Annotated in this window: 15 protein-coding genes; 4 read left to right on the top strand and 11 right to left on the bottom strand. The window is 63.7% G+C overall.

Translation table 11 applies throughout. The annotated features are described in order from the left end of the window. Window positions 1–32 precede the first annotated feature (32 nt). A complete protein-coding gene (locus tag ACVMB1_RS27715; protein WP_076829944.1) occupies window positions 33–1,010 on the bottom strand; it encodes a Bug family tripartite tricarboxylate transporter substrate binding protein in 978 nt (325 codons plus the stop codon). A gap of 259 nt (window positions 1,011–1,269) precedes the next feature. Then, a complete protein-coding gene (locus tag ACVMB1_RS27710; protein WP_076829947.1) occupies window positions 1,270–1,653 on the bottom strand; it encodes a nuclear transport factor 2 family protein in 384 nt (127 codons plus the stop codon). A gap of 135 nt (window positions 1,654–1,788) precedes the next feature. Here ACVMB1_RS27710 and ACVMB1_RS27705 point away from each other — a divergent pair, with 135 nt between their 5' ends. Both ACVMB1_RS27705 and ACVMB1_RS27700 read left to right on the top strand, forming a co-directional pair. Further along, entirely contained in the window at window positions 1,789–2,745 is a 957-nt protein-coding gene (locus ACVMB1_RS27705; protein ID WP_076829948.1) for a LysR family transcriptional regulator, read from the top strand. A gap of 1,997 nt (window positions 2,746–4,742) precedes the next feature. Then, window positions 4,743–5,270 carry a hypothetical protein gene (locus ACVMB1_RS27700; protein WP_141342808.1) on the top strand — a complete coding sequence of 176 codons (528 nt, stop codon included), beginning with the start codon at window positions 4,743–4,745 and terminating at the stop codon, window positions 5,268–5,270. A gap of 10 nt (window positions 5,271–5,280) precedes the next feature. On the opposite strand, the gene ACVMB1_RS27695 is transcribed toward ACVMB1_RS27700, so the two are convergent. From ACVMB1_RS27695 to ACVMB1_RS27685, 3 genes are all read right to left on the bottom strand, one after another. After that, window positions 5,281–5,514: a hypothetical protein gene (locus ACVMB1_RS27695; protein ID WP_057015605.1), complete on the bottom strand. Its 234-nt coding sequence runs from the start codon at window positions 5,512–5,514 to the stop codon at window positions 5,281–5,283. A gap of 176 nt (window positions 5,515–5,690) precedes the next feature. Further along, window positions 5,691–6,659: a DMT family transporter gene (locus ACVMB1_RS27690; RefSeq protein WP_076829957.1), complete on the bottom strand. Its 969-nt coding sequence runs from the start codon at window positions 6,657–6,659 to the stop codon at window positions 5,691–5,693. A gap of 225 nt (window positions 6,660–6,884) precedes the next feature. Then, window positions 6,885–7,730 (bottom strand): metal-dependent phosphohydrolase, encoded by an 846-nt coding sequence (locus tag ACVMB1_RS27685; RefSeq protein WP_076830093.1) that lies wholly within the window; start codon window positions 7,728–7,730, stop codon window positions 6,885–6,887. Window positions 7,731–7,859: 129 nt separating this feature from the next. On the opposite strand from ACVMB1_RS27685, the gene ACVMB1_RS27680 reads away from it, so the two are divergent. Continuing rightward, window positions 7,860–8,261 carry a DUF1330 domain-containing protein gene (locus ACVMB1_RS27680; RefSeq protein ID WP_076829959.1) on the top strand — a complete coding sequence of 134 codons (402 nt, stop codon included), beginning with the start codon at window positions 7,860–7,862 and terminating at the stop codon, window positions 8,259–8,261. Between the two features lie 125 nt (window positions 8,262–8,386). On the opposite strand, the gene ACVMB1_RS27675 is transcribed toward ACVMB1_RS27680, so the two are convergent. Then, window positions 8,387–9,001 (bottom strand): TetR/AcrR family transcriptional regulator, encoded by a 615-nt coding sequence (locus ACVMB1_RS27675; protein ID WP_076829962.1) that lies wholly within the window; start codon window positions 8,999–9,001, stop codon window positions 8,387–8,389. Window positions 9,002–9,076: 75 nt separating this feature from the next. On the opposite strand from ACVMB1_RS27675, the gene ACVMB1_RS27670 reads away from it, so the two are divergent. Beyond that, window positions 9,077–9,481, top strand: a complete 405-nt coding sequence (locus ACVMB1_RS27670) for a hypothetical protein (RefSeq protein ID WP_076830096.1) — start codon at window positions 9,077–9,079, stop codon at window positions 9,479–9,481. 205 nt (window positions 9,482–9,686) lie between these two features. Here the strand turns inward: ACVMB1_RS27670 and ACVMB1_RS27665 are convergent, their stop codons facing one another. The 5 genes from ACVMB1_RS27665 to ACVMB1_RS27645 form a co-directional block, all read right to left on the bottom strand. Next, complete coding sequence (locus tag ACVMB1_RS27665) at window positions 9,687–10,904, bottom strand: alpha-hydroxy acid oxidase (RefSeq protein ID WP_307720399.1); 1,218 nt, start codon at window positions 10,902–10,904, stop codon at window positions 9,687–9,689. 145 nt (window positions 10,905–11,049) lie between these two features. Further along, window positions 11,050–11,859 carry an MlaD family protein gene (locus ACVMB1_RS27660; RefSeq protein WP_057015610.1) on the bottom strand — a complete coding sequence of 270 codons (810 nt, stop codon included), beginning with the start codon at window positions 11,857–11,859 and terminating at the stop codon, window positions 11,050–11,052. Between the two features lie 76 nt (window positions 11,860–11,935). Beyond that, complete coding sequence (locus ACVMB1_RS27655; RefSeq protein WP_057015611.1) at window positions 11,936–12,865, bottom strand: DMT family transporter; 930 nt, start codon at window positions 12,863–12,865, stop codon at window positions 11,936–11,938. Window positions 12,866–13,083: 218 nt separating this feature from the next. Next, a complete protein-coding gene (locus ACVMB1_RS27650) occupies window positions 13,084–13,470 on the bottom strand; it encodes a hypothetical protein (RefSeq protein WP_076829965.1) in 387 nt (128 codons plus the stop codon). Between the two features lie 412 nt (window positions 13,471–13,882). Next, entirely contained in the window at window positions 13,883–14,656 is a 774-nt protein-coding gene (locus ACVMB1_RS27645) for a helix-turn-helix transcriptional regulator (RefSeq protein ID WP_016842683.1), read from the bottom strand. Window positions 14,657–14,676 lie beyond the last annotated feature (20 nt).

The following is a 14,676-nucleotide window of genomic DNA, read 5'->3' as shown; positions in this document are numbered from 1 at the left end:
CGTCGCGTCGCTTCGCTCGCAACGACCGGGGCCTACTGCTTCTCGATTCCGGCGTCGGCGATCAGCTTCTCCCACAGCACGAGCTGCTCCTTGAGGAATGCCTCAAACTCCTCGGGCGTGCCGGAGAATGCCTCCATGCCGCGCTCGGCGAGCTGGCTCTTGATGTCCGGCCGCTCGACGATCTTGCGGATCTCCGCATTCAGCCTGACCACGACGTCCTTCGGCATGTTGGCGGGGCCGAGATAGCCCTGCCAGGAGGTGATATCGAAGCCCTTCACGGTGTCGTCCATCGTCGGCAGGTCCGGCAGCAGTGCCGACTTCCGTTTGGTGGTGACGGCGAGCGGCTTCAGCACCTTGGCGTTGACGTGCGGCAGCCCGGTCGGCACGTCGATGAACATCATCGAGATGCGGCCGGCGATGACGTCGGTCAGTGCCGGCGGTGAGCTCTTGTAGGGCACATGCAGCAGGTCGATGCCGGCGAGGCGCGCGAAGGTCGCGCCGGAGACGCTCGCCGATGACGAGCCACTGGCGTAGCTGTACTTGCCCGGCTCCTTCTTGGCGAGCGCGATCAGCTCGGCGACCGAGTTCGCCGGGATGTCCGGATGGATCACCAGCATGAAGGGCAGGTCGCCGGTGCGCGCGATCGGCGTGAAATCCTTGATCGGATCGTAGTTCATGGTCTTGAGCAGATACGGATTGGCCGAGTGCGTCGTGTTCGTGGTGACGAACAGCGTGTAGCCGTCGGGGGCGGAGCGGGCGACATAGTTCGCCGCGATCGAGCCGTTGGCGCCGGCCCGGTTGTCGATCACCATGCCGACGCCGAGCGCAACGCCGAGCTCCTTGGAGATCAGCCGCGTCGTGGTGTCGGTGCCGCTGCCGGCGGCAAACGGCAGCACCAGCGTGATGTTGCGGGTGGGATAGGTCTGGGCAAGTGCCGCCCCGGATATCGCCGCAAGCGCGGCGGTGGCTGCGGCCGCCAGGCAGCAGTATCGTCTCAATCCCATGATCATGTCGTCGTCCCCCCGCGCAGGCCCTGAACAGGCCCATTGCGGCCGAAGCTAACCCGGCCGCCATGGCCGCGGAAGCCGTGCCGGGAGCAGCCTTTCGCCGCATGGCTACTCCCGGGCCTCGCAGGGGCGCGCTGCCAAAAATATCGAAAACAACCCCATGCAAAGGAGCCGGTGGCGGCCGGCGCTCGACCAGGCAGCTTGACACGTCGGGCAAATCAGTGTCATATTTCTAATATTCCGAAAGTCGGCCGTGAGTGCGTTACGATCCCGCCGGAAAGACCTGCGCGACGTGAAACGCCTTGGTGGTGATGAGCCACCGGCCGTCGATCCGATGAAACACCAGATGATCGATGAAGCCGGTTTGGCCGGCCCTGACGCGCACCTTGGCGATGGCCAGGTCGGACGCGGTCTGGTCGATGCTGATGATGGCCTCCTCGCGCGGCGATTTCATCGACGCCGGCGAGGGACGGCTGCGGATGAAGTCGCGGAATTCGGCGGCCGACCGCACCGTGTGCCTGCCGTCCCGGATGCCGTGCACGATGCAGGCATCGGAGAAGACGTCGCGGAACCGGCTATCGTCGACGTCGTACATCAGGTTGAAATATCCATCGATCGCGGATGCGATGGCCTGGATGTCGCTCATTGCAAAATCTCCTTGGCGGTTGATGTGGCGGTGACCGCACCGGATCGAACCGGTGATCTGCGCCGACAGTGGCCGATATGGCGGCGGAGTGCTACGACTGGGCGGTCATCTCTTGGATGACTGAAGGGCATCGGCATGGACGAAGTTGACGGTCGGCTGGTTGGCGGCCTGGTGGTCCTCGCGGCGCTGGCGGATGCGCGCAGTTTTGGCCGGGCCGCCGAACGGCTCGGCATGACGCAATCCGGGGTCAGCAAGGCGATCGCCAAGCTCGAGGCGCGCCTCGATGCCAGGTTGGTTCACCGCACGAGCCGCGCCGTCGAGCTCACCGAGGAAGGACGCGCGCTGTGCGAGCGGGTTGCTGCGCATCTGGCCGGGATCGGCGAAGCGGCGGCGGAGACCTCGAAATCGCGCGATGCGGTCCGCGGCAGGTTGCGGGTCAATGTCGACCCGCTGTTCTCCCGCATGGTGCTGTCGCCGAAGCTGAGCGAGTTCCTGCTGCAGAATCCAGGCATGGAGCTGCGTATCGAGACCCGCGACCGGATCGCGGATCTGGTCAGCGACGGTTTTGATCTGGCGGTGCGTTTCGGCGAGCCGGTGCCGTCGGCGCTGATTGCGCGCCGCGTGCTCGATGCGCGCGTGCTCACCGTGGCCTCGCCGATCTATCTCGAACGACACGGCCGGCCGCTTGATCCGCGCGAGCTGGCAAGCCGCGACCATCAGTGCATCCATGCAATCGATGCGGCGACCGGGCGTCCCTTCGATTGGGAGTTTCGGCGCGGCAACGAGGTCGTGCCGGTCGCGGTCAACGGGCGGCTCACCGTAACCGATTCAGGAACCAAGCTCGGCGCTTGCCTGGCCGGCTTCGGCATCGCGCAGGTGATCGATCTCGGCCTCGACGATCACCTGAGGAGCGGCGCGCTGATCGAGCTGTTTCCGGACTGGCCCGACGAGTGTTTTCCGCTCTACGTCTATTACGCCTCGCGTAACCACGTGCCGGCGAAGGTGAGGCGGTTTATCGACTTCATCACGGACACGCTGGCGGCAAAGCCATATTCGCCACGCAAATCCGCCGGCTTGCGCAAGGTCAGCTAGCCATCTCCTCGGCGTCTGCTAGAGCGGGATGGGTTTGGTTGGATTGGCTTGGCGCGCTCTCGGTTCACCTATCCCGTTGGGGAGAGGTCGGATTGCGCCTGGCGATGCGAAGCATCGTCCAGTGCAATCCGGGTGAGGGCTCTTGCTCTCTCGATAGATGGTGCTGTCCTAGCACGCAGCGCGGACCAGGACACCCCGACCGTTAAGCATCCGGACGATTTGTTTACCTTTGATTCACTCAAGTTAATTGACTGGCACACGCTTTGATTCGATCATTCCCGCACTGGGCAAGGCGGTTTCATTAAGGACAATTTTTTCAGGCCCAGAGGGGCTAGCCCGATTACCGACGCGGCGGCTCGGCAAGCAATGGAATGAGGAGCGGCCTCAGCATCACCTCCAAGGGTGCTGGGGCCGTTTCTTTTGCCGTTAGGCAGTTCGCTGACTTGCCTATGCGAATGCGGTGGCTCGGAACCGGGCGCAGACTGGGCGCCATGTTCAGGCTCAGTCACTACGATGGCGTCGAGTACACCTTTATGGCGTTGGCGGCGATATCGTTCGTAGCGCTCATCGTAGGCGTCGGCGTCCTGTTGTCGGCGTCCTGTTTATGTGATGAACCTGTCATCTCATGGATTGATCCAACCGCCTTGGCCTCAGCGTGTACCCCCTCGCCGGGGCCATTTCTTTGGATAGGAACGGCCGACGTGGATCCCGGTTACCGCAACGTCCATTGCTGACTACCTGCCCACAGCGCATGGACGAATCCACGGGAAATCGGCCCCAGCCAGTCGCCTCGCTGGGGCTGCTTCTTTGGAGCGCTCCCAAGAGCGCCCACCGTCGATTACGGTGAAGTTGCGCGTTACGCGCAAAGTGAAAGAGGCCATCAAACTGGGGCGGTCTCGATCTCAAACAAATAGAACGATGGCAACCAGAGCGATGGGGCTCAGCCCCAACGCTACAATGCTCGCCCTATAAAGTAGCTCACTAGTCATGATACAACCCCTGCGTGGGGTTGAAATCTAGCTCGGGATGACTGGCGACCGAAGTGCAGTTTGTGCCACTGCTAGGAAATTAATCGTGCGCTGGATGAGAATAGGCCGCCAGCTGAGGCGGTCTTACTTGCCGTATGCCCGCGACGGTCATTTGCACGCCGAACACCGCGCGGCTTGTTCGGCATCGGTTTGATGGCGGTCCACTCGTAGTCGCTGAGTTCGCCGCGCATGCTCCGAGGCTCCGGTTTTCGGAGCTTGAATCACGTCTCGGGCAGCGCCATCAACTGGCAACGCCCCGTGCCGTGTCGCTAATGCTCTGAATTGACTTCCGCTTTCGGCGGCACAGCGGACTGGGCCGGACTTGCTACTGGCTCGACCCGGTCGCGGATGACCCGCAACGGACTTTAGGAACGCCCCGGGCCGATAGGAACAATCCATTCCGCATGGCTTTTACGTGCGATGGACGATCTGCTCAAGCGCGCCGACCGCGCTATTGAGGATAGCTATCGCGTCAAGGAAGAAGCGATAGAGCACCTTATACGGGCCCAAAGGGTAGCCCGGGAGGTGAGAGCTACTATCGTTCGTGCCGAAAGCGCTAGGTCCCGCTATCGTCAGCTTGGGCTGGAAACGGCTGAGAGGCAGGGCGCGTTTCAGGAAAATCCTGCGGGTACCTCACCTTCCGATCAGCGGGACTGAAGCCCAATAGTCGTCGCGCGGATATTTGGTCCAGCAGGCGTTTATGCGCTGCAGAAACAGCCTCCGCCAGCTGTCTGGAACGCTGTATAGCGGCGTCGGCACGCGCGAACAGTGTCTCAAGGTCCTGTGCCATGCCAGATAACGCGGGGGGGGGGGGGGCGCCGTTCCGGCGAAGGCGCCTCAAGTGAACTGCCGCCCGCTTCGCTGTATTCAGTGCCCTAATTCCAGTAAAGTGCCCTTGTCGTCGGCGGCGGTTCCGCGTCCCCCCGACTGGGGCCGGTCGCGCTTCCGCCTACGACAGGGAGCGCCGGGATGGTGTTGCCAGGTTTCCGCTTTTTCCGTCTCTCGTCGCTCGACAGAGAGCACGACGCTCGTCACCTGGCGTCGGGACGCGCAGCCATTGCGCTGGGCCGCAAAGTGCTTTCGGAAAATCCTCGACCAAACATTCCAAAAACCAAGCAGCGCGAGATCAAAAAACCATTACCTCAGCAGCCTCACGGCTTTCGGATGCAAGCAGCTATCGATAGAAAAAGGAAGGCGCAGGAGCGGCGCTCTTTTGAGCGGCAACAGCTATCTATTGCCAATAAACACGTAGCAAAGGCTGAATGCGTGATCAGGGAGCAAGTGGCCTTGATCGAGAACCTACGATGCAGCGGCCAAGACACGAAGCTCGCGGAGGAAACGTTGCGGGTATTCGAGGCCAATCTACAGGTAATGCAAGAACACCGCGAGCTTATCGTTAGGGCCATCGAGGAGACCGAGGAAGGGCTTCAAGGCAACCTTGTTAGTTGGCCAGCTCCCGCATGGGGAAAACAGGGAGCCGATTCGGCCGAACCGTAACGTCCGGTGATCAAGCCAGCCCCTCGTCGATCTGCTCAATCGTTTTGACAATTATCGCTCGATGCTCACGCAGCGTCTTTAGATTGTGCTCAAAGCCCGTGAGCATCTCCTCCGCAACTTTGGTGTCGTGACCTTCCGCCCGCAAATTATCAAGTAAAAGTCGTTGCTTCGTGATGTGTTGCTCGGCGGTCGCGATATGCCTGTCGGACTGCGCAAGGTGTTCGACTTCGGCTTGTCGATCCATGTTTTAGCTCCACGACGCCCATCTTCAAACGCGTCCACGGAGATGTCGTTCCTTTGGGCGGTACGTCAAAATGTACCGAAGTTGCCTATTGGCCCATCGCGTCATTTAGCTGCGCTGCAGAATTTGGTCGCTATCGGTGCTATAGCAGACTTTGGCAAGCTGTCCGCCCGGCAGATTTATGGGTTCACGGCCTCGCGCTTCGCCGACGTCTTGGCCGATCCTTGCCGCGAGGCGATGATGACGCCGGCGAGCACCAGCGCGTAGCCGATCAGATGGAACGGCGCGAGCGTCTCGCCGAGCAGCAGGATCGCCATCGCCGAGCCGAACACCGGCACCAGATGGAAGAACGGCGCGGCGCGGTTCGGACCGATCAGCGCGACGCCGCGGTTGAAGAACAGATAGGCGAGCGTGGACGGGAAGATCAGCACATAGGCGAGCGTTGCGCCGGTCAGCAAGTCGAACTTCAGCGTCACGCCGTTGGCGAACTCCCAGGCCGCCACCGGCAGCAGCATCAGCGCACCGCAGCAGGTGGTGAACGAGATCAGCGAGAGCTGGTGGATTTTCGGCCGCCGCGGGATCAGCGCCGAATAGAGTCCGAACGACACCAGCGAGGCGCCGAACATGATGTCGCCACGGTTGAAGCTGATGCCGGCGAGCGCGGAGAAGTCGCCGCGCAGGATGATGGTCAGCACGCCGGCCAGCGAGATCGCGATGCCGGCCAGCTGCGCCGGCGTCAGCCGCACGCCGAACAGGATCAGTGACCACAGCGCCACGAACAGCGGCCCCGCCGACTGGATCAAGAGCGCGTTGAGCGCCTCGGTATACTGCATCGCCCAGTAGGAGATCGCGTTGTTGAAGGCGAAGCCGACCGCGGACAGCAGCAGCATCAGCGGCAGGGCGCCGCGCAGCTTCGGCCAGTCCAGCTTCAGATGCGGCCAGGCGAACGGCAACAGGATCAGGAAGACGCCGAACCAGCGGATCGTGGTCAGCGTGACCGGCGGCACATGGCTGCCGACATGCCGCGCCAGCACGATGTTGGCGGCCCAGAACAGCGATGTCAGGCTGAGCAGCAGATAGGGCTGGTTATTGAGCCAGCTGAGCGGCGAGCGGCGTGGGGTTGTGGCAGGTGCGGGCAAGGCGGTCATTATCGGGCGGATGTTGTGCCCGAATCCGGCGCCGCGACAAGACGAAAGAGCGGATTGGAGCCATGCGCGGGCGCTCAATCTGACGCGGAAGCCACACTGCCGCGGAATAACCGAACCCGTCATCCTGAGAGACCGTGAATGAATGCCTCTCGATGCCGCAACATACTCGATGTCGTCCCGGCGAAAGCCGGGACGACGAGCGGAGAGATTGCGCTGCATCCCTGCCTATTTCTGCGGCCCCGACAGCGAGATGTCGCGCTCGGCGCGAAACACGTTGCTGTAGAGATTGGCGATCCATTGCCGTCCGCTCGAGGTGATGTTGAGGTAGCGGATCGCCTTCTGCACATGCGGGGCGACGCTGTCCCAGTAGAACCGCGGATAGCGGTCGACGAGATCGGCCGGCGAATCGTAGCCGAGCTGGCGGTTCAGTCCGGCCTCCTCGAATTCGATGTACAGCGCGTTGGCCTTGCGGATGTAGTGGGGATCGCCGAGCTGGCCGATCAAATCGGCGGCCCGCAGCAGGGTGGCCTCTTCACCGAAATCCTCGTCGTCATCAGGGGCGCTCAGCGGAAAGCGGGTGCCTTCGATGGCACGCACAATGCGCTCCTTGTCGAGCAGGGTGACGCCCTTGAGCCGCTCTATCACGAAGATCTTGGAGCGGTCGACGTGGTAGGACATCAGCGCCGCATCCGACGACCCGCGCGGCAGGATGATCTTGCGGCCGTCGGCCTCGACCAGATAGCCGTCCTGGCCGTCGGCCTCGAACAGCCCGCGCACATAGCCGATGTCATGGGTGAGGCAGGCGATGATGACATGGGCATAGTCTTCGGCGCTCATATGCGAGTGCAGCGCGCGGCCGCGCAGGATGTCGTGGCCGGCCAGCGTCACCAGCATGGTGTGCTCGACATTGTGATAGAGCGCGTCGCTGTTGCCGATGCATTCGAGCGCGATCCGGGCGATCGAGGGCACCATTTCCACCAGCTGGGTCTGCGAAGAGCCGAACCGGCGCTGCATGTATTCGCCGAGGAACTTGCCGAGCGCGTCGGCCGCTAGTTCTGGAAGGGTCATCACGGCCTTGACCTCCGAGAGCTGACCTGAGCTTACGGCGCGGCGGTATTTCAGGCTAGTCCCGCGATGTGACATAATCGTTGCGGCCGGACCGATGTGGCGGGAGTGACGGGCTTTGGGCGGGAGCGGGTGATGGGTGTCGATCTCTTGAACGTCAAAGGCTTGAACGAGCTGGACCGCGAGGCGCCGGTCGTGATGGTCAATCTGATGCGGTTTCGCGCGCGGTCGCTCGACGGCGACGGCTCGGGCTGGGATGCCTATTTGCGCTACAGCGCGCTCACCGTCCCGATGATCAAGGCGCGCGGCGGCACGCTGTTGTGGACCGGCAGCGCCGAGACTGTCGCCCTCGGCGAGCCGGCCGGCCAGAGCTGGGATTATCTCGCGCTGGTCTACTACCCGAGCGTCGCCGCCTTCATCGACATGATGACCTCGGCCGACTACGAAGACCGCTGCGACCCGCATCGCCGCAACGGCTGCGAGGAGCACGTCATCATCGCGACGCGCGAGGCCTACAGCAAGTTCAAGATGGGGTAGCCGACGAGCCGGCTCCCATCCCGTCATTGCGAGCGTAGCGAAGCAATTCATTTCACTGCGTAGTGGAACGATGGATTGCTTCGTCGCTAACGCTCCTCGCAATGACGGTTGATGGACAGCGACCCTCAGGATGACGGGTTTGCGAGCGGCTGCAGCGCCGCGTGGCAGGCGCTCTGCACGACACGGCAGACATCATCGCTCGACCGCCCCGCGCTCAGCGAGGCGAAGGTCGGATAGCTCGTCAGCGCGAAGATCAGGTCGACCGCGTCGCTGCGGGCCTGCTGTGACGCGCTCTTGCCCGCGATGCGGTCGATCAATGCGGTGACGCCGCGGCGGCGGCGCTCGTTGCGCTCGCGCACGGCCTCGGCGAATTCGGGATCGGTCGCCATCGCGTCGTGCAGCCGGCCGACCGCGGAATCCCGACTCCAGAATCCGCAGAAGATCTCGACCATCCGGTCGAGCGCGGCGCGCGGATCGGCCATCGTCATGGCGTCGGCGAGCTGGTGCAGCCCGCCATGGCGCGCGATCTCGTCGAACACCGCCTCGAGCAGCCCGCGCCGCGAGCCGAACTGGTTGTAGACGGTCAGCCGGGTCACGCCGGCCGCCTTGGCCACCGTATCCAGCGAGAAGCGCGCGATGCTCTCGTCGCGCAATGTGCGCGAGGCGGCCTCGATCACGCGCTCGCGGGTCTCGGCGGCGGCGGCGCTGCGCGCCGGGCTCACATAGCTGCGCGGCGGCATCGGTTTGCCTTGCTTTCGTCAGATTGACTATACATTATGTATATCTAATTTCCAATGCCCATCCGGAGCGACATCATGCAGACCGCCCTCATCATAGCGCTGTCCCTTCACGTCCTGTCATCGGTGTTTTGGGCCGGCTCGAGCTTCACTCTGGCGCGCACCGGCGGCCTCGGCGGCGAAAAGCTGCTGTTTCCGCAAATCGGCGCCGCGACGGTCGCGATCGTGACCGGCGGCACGCTCTGGCGCCTGGTCCACGAAGGCTCGTTCGGGCTGTCGGAGCAGATTCTGGCGGGCGGCGCGATCGCGGCGCTGGCCGCGATCGCCGTGCAGGTCATCGTCGGCGGCGGCGCGGTCCGGCAGCTGCGCAGCAGCGCGGGCGATACCTCAGCCGCGCGCTCGCGCCTGGCGGTCGCCCAGCGCATCGCCGCCGGGCTGCTCGCGATCACCGCGCTCTGCATGGGCGCGGCGCGCTATGCGTGAGCCTGGAGCCTTTCCCGTTCCGGTAGAATCGCAACGGGGCTCTAAAGCGCGATGAGATTGGGTTGAATCATCATCGCGCTTTAGCTCCTTGTTTGAGCATGATCTTTTCGGAAAACCGCTTCGCACTTTTCCGGATCATGCTTTGGACTCTTGTTGTGACGCGTTTTCTTCACGCGAACCGGTATCCACTTCGCTCGAAAACGCTCTAGAACTTCCGCACCAGGTCCGGGGTGATCTCTTTCAGGCTGCGGATGCCGAGCAACGCGAGGTCGCGGTCGATCTCGGCATGCAGCAGCGAGATCGCGCGCGCCACGCCGGCCTCGCCGGCGACCACGGCGGCATAGAGGAACGGCCGCCCGACCCAGACGAAATCCGCACCGAGCGCCAGCGCCTTGATCACGTCGGTGCCGCGGCGGATGCCGCCGTCGACCATCACGGTCATGTTGCCCTTCTGCGCCGCGATCTCCGGCAGCGTGCGCAAGCCGGAGACGGTGTAGTCGAGCTGGCGGCCGCCATGGTTGGAGACCATGACGCCGTCGCAGCCATGCTCGCGCGCCAGCCGGGCGTCTTCCGGCGAGATCAGTCCTTTGACCACGAGCTTGCCGCGCCAGCGCTTGCGGATCAGCTCGACATGCTTCCAGGCCAGCTGGTCGCGGCTGCCGATGTTGCGCATCAAATTCTTGGACAGCACCGGCGGGCCCTGCTTGGCGTCCATGTTCTCGAAATGCGGCATGCCGTGGTTGAACACGGTGCGCGCCCAGGTGTTGAGCAGCCAGTCGGGATGGGTGATGGTGTCCCAGAACACCCGCGGCGTGATCTCGAGCGGCACCTGGAAGCCGTTGCGGATATTGTTCTCGCGGTTGGGCGGCACCGGCACGTCGGCGGTGACGACGAAGGTGTCGTAGCCGGCGGCTGCGACACGGTCGACCAGCGGCTCGATCCGCTCGGGAAGGCCGGCGAGATAGGCCTGGTACCAGGCCGAAGGATTGGCGGCGCGAACGTCCTCCAGCGTGATCAGCGAGGAGGCCGACAGGATCATCGGGATGTTGGCGGCAGAAGCGGCGCGCGTCAGCACGATGTCGCCGCGATAGGCGCAAAGCGCGGACGAGCCCATCGGCGGAATGCCGAACGGCGAGGCGTAGGTCTTGCCGAACAGCGTCGTGGTCTGGTCGCGGCCGGAGACGTCCTGCAGCACCCGCGGCACGAAGCCGTATTCCTCGAACGCCCGGCGATTGTCGGTGCGGGCCATATCGGTCTCGGCGCCGCCGGAGATGTAGCCGTAGAGGAATTTCGGCAGCAGCCGGCGCGCCTGCGGCTCGAAATCGTCGAGCGTGAGATAGCGCCGCAGATGCCGCGGTACGGCGGGTGCTGCGCGGTTGACGGTTACGGGAGGCGGAGAGGGGGCTGCGGTCCGGTCGTGCACGTTGAGCGTTTCCGTTGTTCTTGGTTCTTGGTCGGAAGGCCAGACTAGAGCATGATCCGGAAAAGTGGATACCGGTTTTCCGAAAAGATCATGCTCAAACAAAGAGATGAGATCATGATGCGATTCCATGGAAACGCATCATGATCTAGCGCCTGCCGGCGGGCCCGACAAATTTCTCGTTGAACTTGTTGACGGACTGGCTGACGTCGCTGAGCGTCTTGCGGGTCTCGGCGATCATGGCGCCGGATTTCTTGTCGAAGCTCTGGATCAGCTCGCGCAGCGAGATCACGGTCGGCAGTAGCTCGCCGCCATATTTGTCGCTGCCGAAGCTTTTCAGGAACTTGTCGGCCGAGTTCATCTTGGCGTCGACCGCGCTGATGCCGTCGTCGGCGGCGTCGATGAAGCCGGCGATCAGCTCGCCATTGCCGGACAGCGAGTTGGTGAAGTTCTCGAGCCCGAGCAGCGAGTCCTTGATGTCGGCCTCGTTCTCGCTGATGACGCGGTCGACATTGCGCAGCGCGACCCGCAGCTTCTCCTGGATCCCCATCGTGCCTTCGGCGTCGGCCGTCAGTTCGGGAATGCCGTCGGCGCCGAGCGTCGGCGGCGGCGCATCGTCGGTGCCGCCGGTGAAGGAGATCGAGGCGATCCCGGTCAGGCCCTGGAATTCGAGGCCGGCCTGGGTATCCTTCTTGATCGGGGCGTTGCCTTCGATCCGCGTCATCGCCACCACGCGGTGCCGGTCGAGCCTGATCGAGACCACCTCGCCGATCCGCACGCCGGCGAAGTTGACGCTGCCGCCGCGGCGCAGGCCGGAGGCCGAGCCCTCGAAGATGACGCGGAACGGCACCATCCGCTTGATGCCGGCATAGCGCTGATAGCCGAGCCAGCCGCCGAGCGAGCCGGCGATCAGGGCCAGCGTCAGGGTGCCGATCAAGAGATTGCTGGCGCGCGCCATGCGTAAAACCCGTCTGCGAAGCAGACCCTAGGAGATAGCGGATTTGCCGCCGATAGTCACCGCGCTCCGCGGGGGATCAGGCCGACTGCTTCCGCGACGCCGCGAACACGCCGGCCAGCACCAGCGCGAAGCCGATGAAGTGGAAGGCCTGCGGATGCTCGCCGATGAACACGATCGACATGATGGTGCCGAACACCGGAACCATGTGGAAGAACGGTGCGGCCCGGTTGGCGCCGATCAGCTGCACACCGCGGTTGAAGCACAGATAGGCCAGTGTCGAGGGGAACACCGCGACATAGAACAGCGACAGCAGGTTGTTGATCGTAAGCTGCATCACCGGACGCGTGCCGAGTTCCCAGATGTAGAGCGGGATCAGGACCAGCGCGCCGCAGCCGAAGGTGAAGGCGGCGACCGACAGGCCGTGGATCTTGGGCCGCTTCAGGGTCAGCACCGAATACAGCGCGAAGATCACCAATGCGACGATGAAGATCAGATCGCCCTTGTTGAACTCGATCTTCGACAGCGTCGTGAGATCACCGTGCAGCAGGATCACCAGCACGCCGGCGAGCGACAGCAGCACGCCGAACAATTGCGCCAGCGTCAGCCGTGCGCCGAGCAGGATCAGCGACCACAGCGCGACCACCAGCGGTGCCGCGGATTGCAGCAGCAGCGTGTTGAGCGCCTGGGTGTGCTCGAGCGCCCAGTATTGCAGCGTGTTGAAGGCGCTGATGCCGGTGATCGACATCAGCACCATGATGCCGAGATTGTTGCGGATCACCGGCCAGTCGCGGACGAGGTGCTTCCAGGCAAACGGCAGGATGATCAGGAATGCCGCCGACCAGCGCAGGAACGACAGCGTCACCGGCGGAATGTGGCCGGCGGCGAGGCGGCCGACGATCGCATTGCCGGCCCAGCACGTCGCGGTGATGCAGAGCAGCAGATAGGGCTGGTTGGCGATCCAGGAGCCGGCCGCAGGCGTTGATGTGGTGGAATCGGAGGCAGACATGAAGAGGGCCCGGGTTCACGACGCCGCGGCCTGCCCGGCTGGCACCGCCGGGCCGGTATGGATCTCCCCGGCTCGGATCACAGACACGGATTTCGTCATTCCATCAATGGGGATAGACGCATCGCGACCATGCGCGAAGGCCCCCTCACCAAGGCAGCCTGACGGCGCCTGGCCGGGCCAGCCCCGGGCCGGTCGCGCAGGGAATCGAACGCTTGGTCCTAGCCGGTCTCCGGCGGCGTGGTCTGGCGCTTGACGATCTGCTCGGCGAGCTCGATCAGGATCCGCTTGGTGTCGGGGTCCTGCACGTCGCGAAACACCCGCAGCATGCGCAGTTCGAGCAGGGACTGCAGCGATTCCGCTGTCTGGCCGGCTTGCGTCGGCACTGCCGTGACCGGCCGGCGATTGAGGATGTCGGCGGCGATTCCGAGCATCTCGGCGACCGTCGCCAGGCGACCGGTATCGATCTTCACCGTGCCGTCGACGCCGTTCTTTTGCAGGGAGGCCCCTGCGCACAGGATCTCGGCGAGATCCGCCTGCGACAGCCCGATGGCGCGCCAGCGCGCCTGCACCAATTGGTCGATCTGGTCGTCCTGTGATGTGCTCATGATGCGTTCAGACCATCTCCAGCTAGGTCCGTGGACAGCATTTCCGCTACAAAAGTTGGTAGCAAATGAACCGGCGGTTCGTCGCGATGGGACTTCTACGGATCAAGCGGCTGGACAACGGGTCCTGCCGTACCGGGCAACGTGCAGGATGATCCGCGCCTCGACGCCGGCCGGGCAGTCGCGCCGGACGGGCACCGGAGTGCGCACCCTGGTCTGGGATGCTCGCATCAGCGTCATCCGGCCACGGCCCTTATTATCAAGACCGTGCGCGAATGCAATCAGGGGGCGATCGGGAAGATGAACCCAACCGGATGTGTGACCGCGCCACATATCGCGGTGTCTGGTCCTGGCAGGGCGATGCGGTCGGCATGGCGGCAGCCCCGGGAGCGCCGCCATGGCTGCGCGGCGCCGCTCACAAATCGATGATTCCGAGCGCGATGCTCTTGGCCACCCCATGGGTCTTGTTGGATGCCTCGAGCTTGCGCAGCGCCTGCTTGATGAAGCCTTCCACCGTCTCCGGTGAAATGCCGAGGATCTGCGCGGTGTCGGCCACGGTCTTGCCGCGCGCCGCCCAGGCGATCACTTCCTTTTCCCGCCCGGTGAGCTTGATGGTTTCGGCGGCGTCCGCGGGCTTGAGGATGGTCGGCGCGTTGCGCTGGTCGCGGTTGACGATGTCCATCGCCCGCTGCACCCAGTAGATCATCAACAGATGCAGTTCATGGCGATGGCAGACGAACAGCTTGTCGAAGTCGCGCGGCTCGTCTTCCCAGAAGAACACCGTCGAGCTCGAATGCACCGCGCCGAGCCGGTCGCGATAGTGGAAGGGAACGACGAAGCCGTCCTTGAATCCGAACTCCCGGGCGGCATCCATCGTCTTGACCTCGGGCGGTCGCTTGCGTCCGCTTCGCTCCGGCAGCTTCAGGCTGCTCCAGCTGAACGGCGTGTTGGTACGTCGTGACCGCGCCAGCGCCGGATCGGCATGAACGAACTCGTTCTGCACATACGCTCGCTTCCAGGCATCGGGAAATGTGCCGATATGATAGGGCAGATCAAGGTCGGGCCGGCCGGCATCGACAAAGGCAAAGCCCGAGAAGCCGTAATTCTGGACAACGCGATGCAATGACGAGCTGAGCTCGTCGATGGTATCCGACGCCTCGATGGTCGAAATCGCGTCTACCAGGCCCATTGACGAATACCCCCGGTTTT

This window comes from Bradyrhizobium sp. USDA 4504 (genome assembly GCF_054063995.1).
Note: the sequence above shows the minus strand (reverse complement) of the source record. Positions and strands in the feature narration are given on the sequence as shown.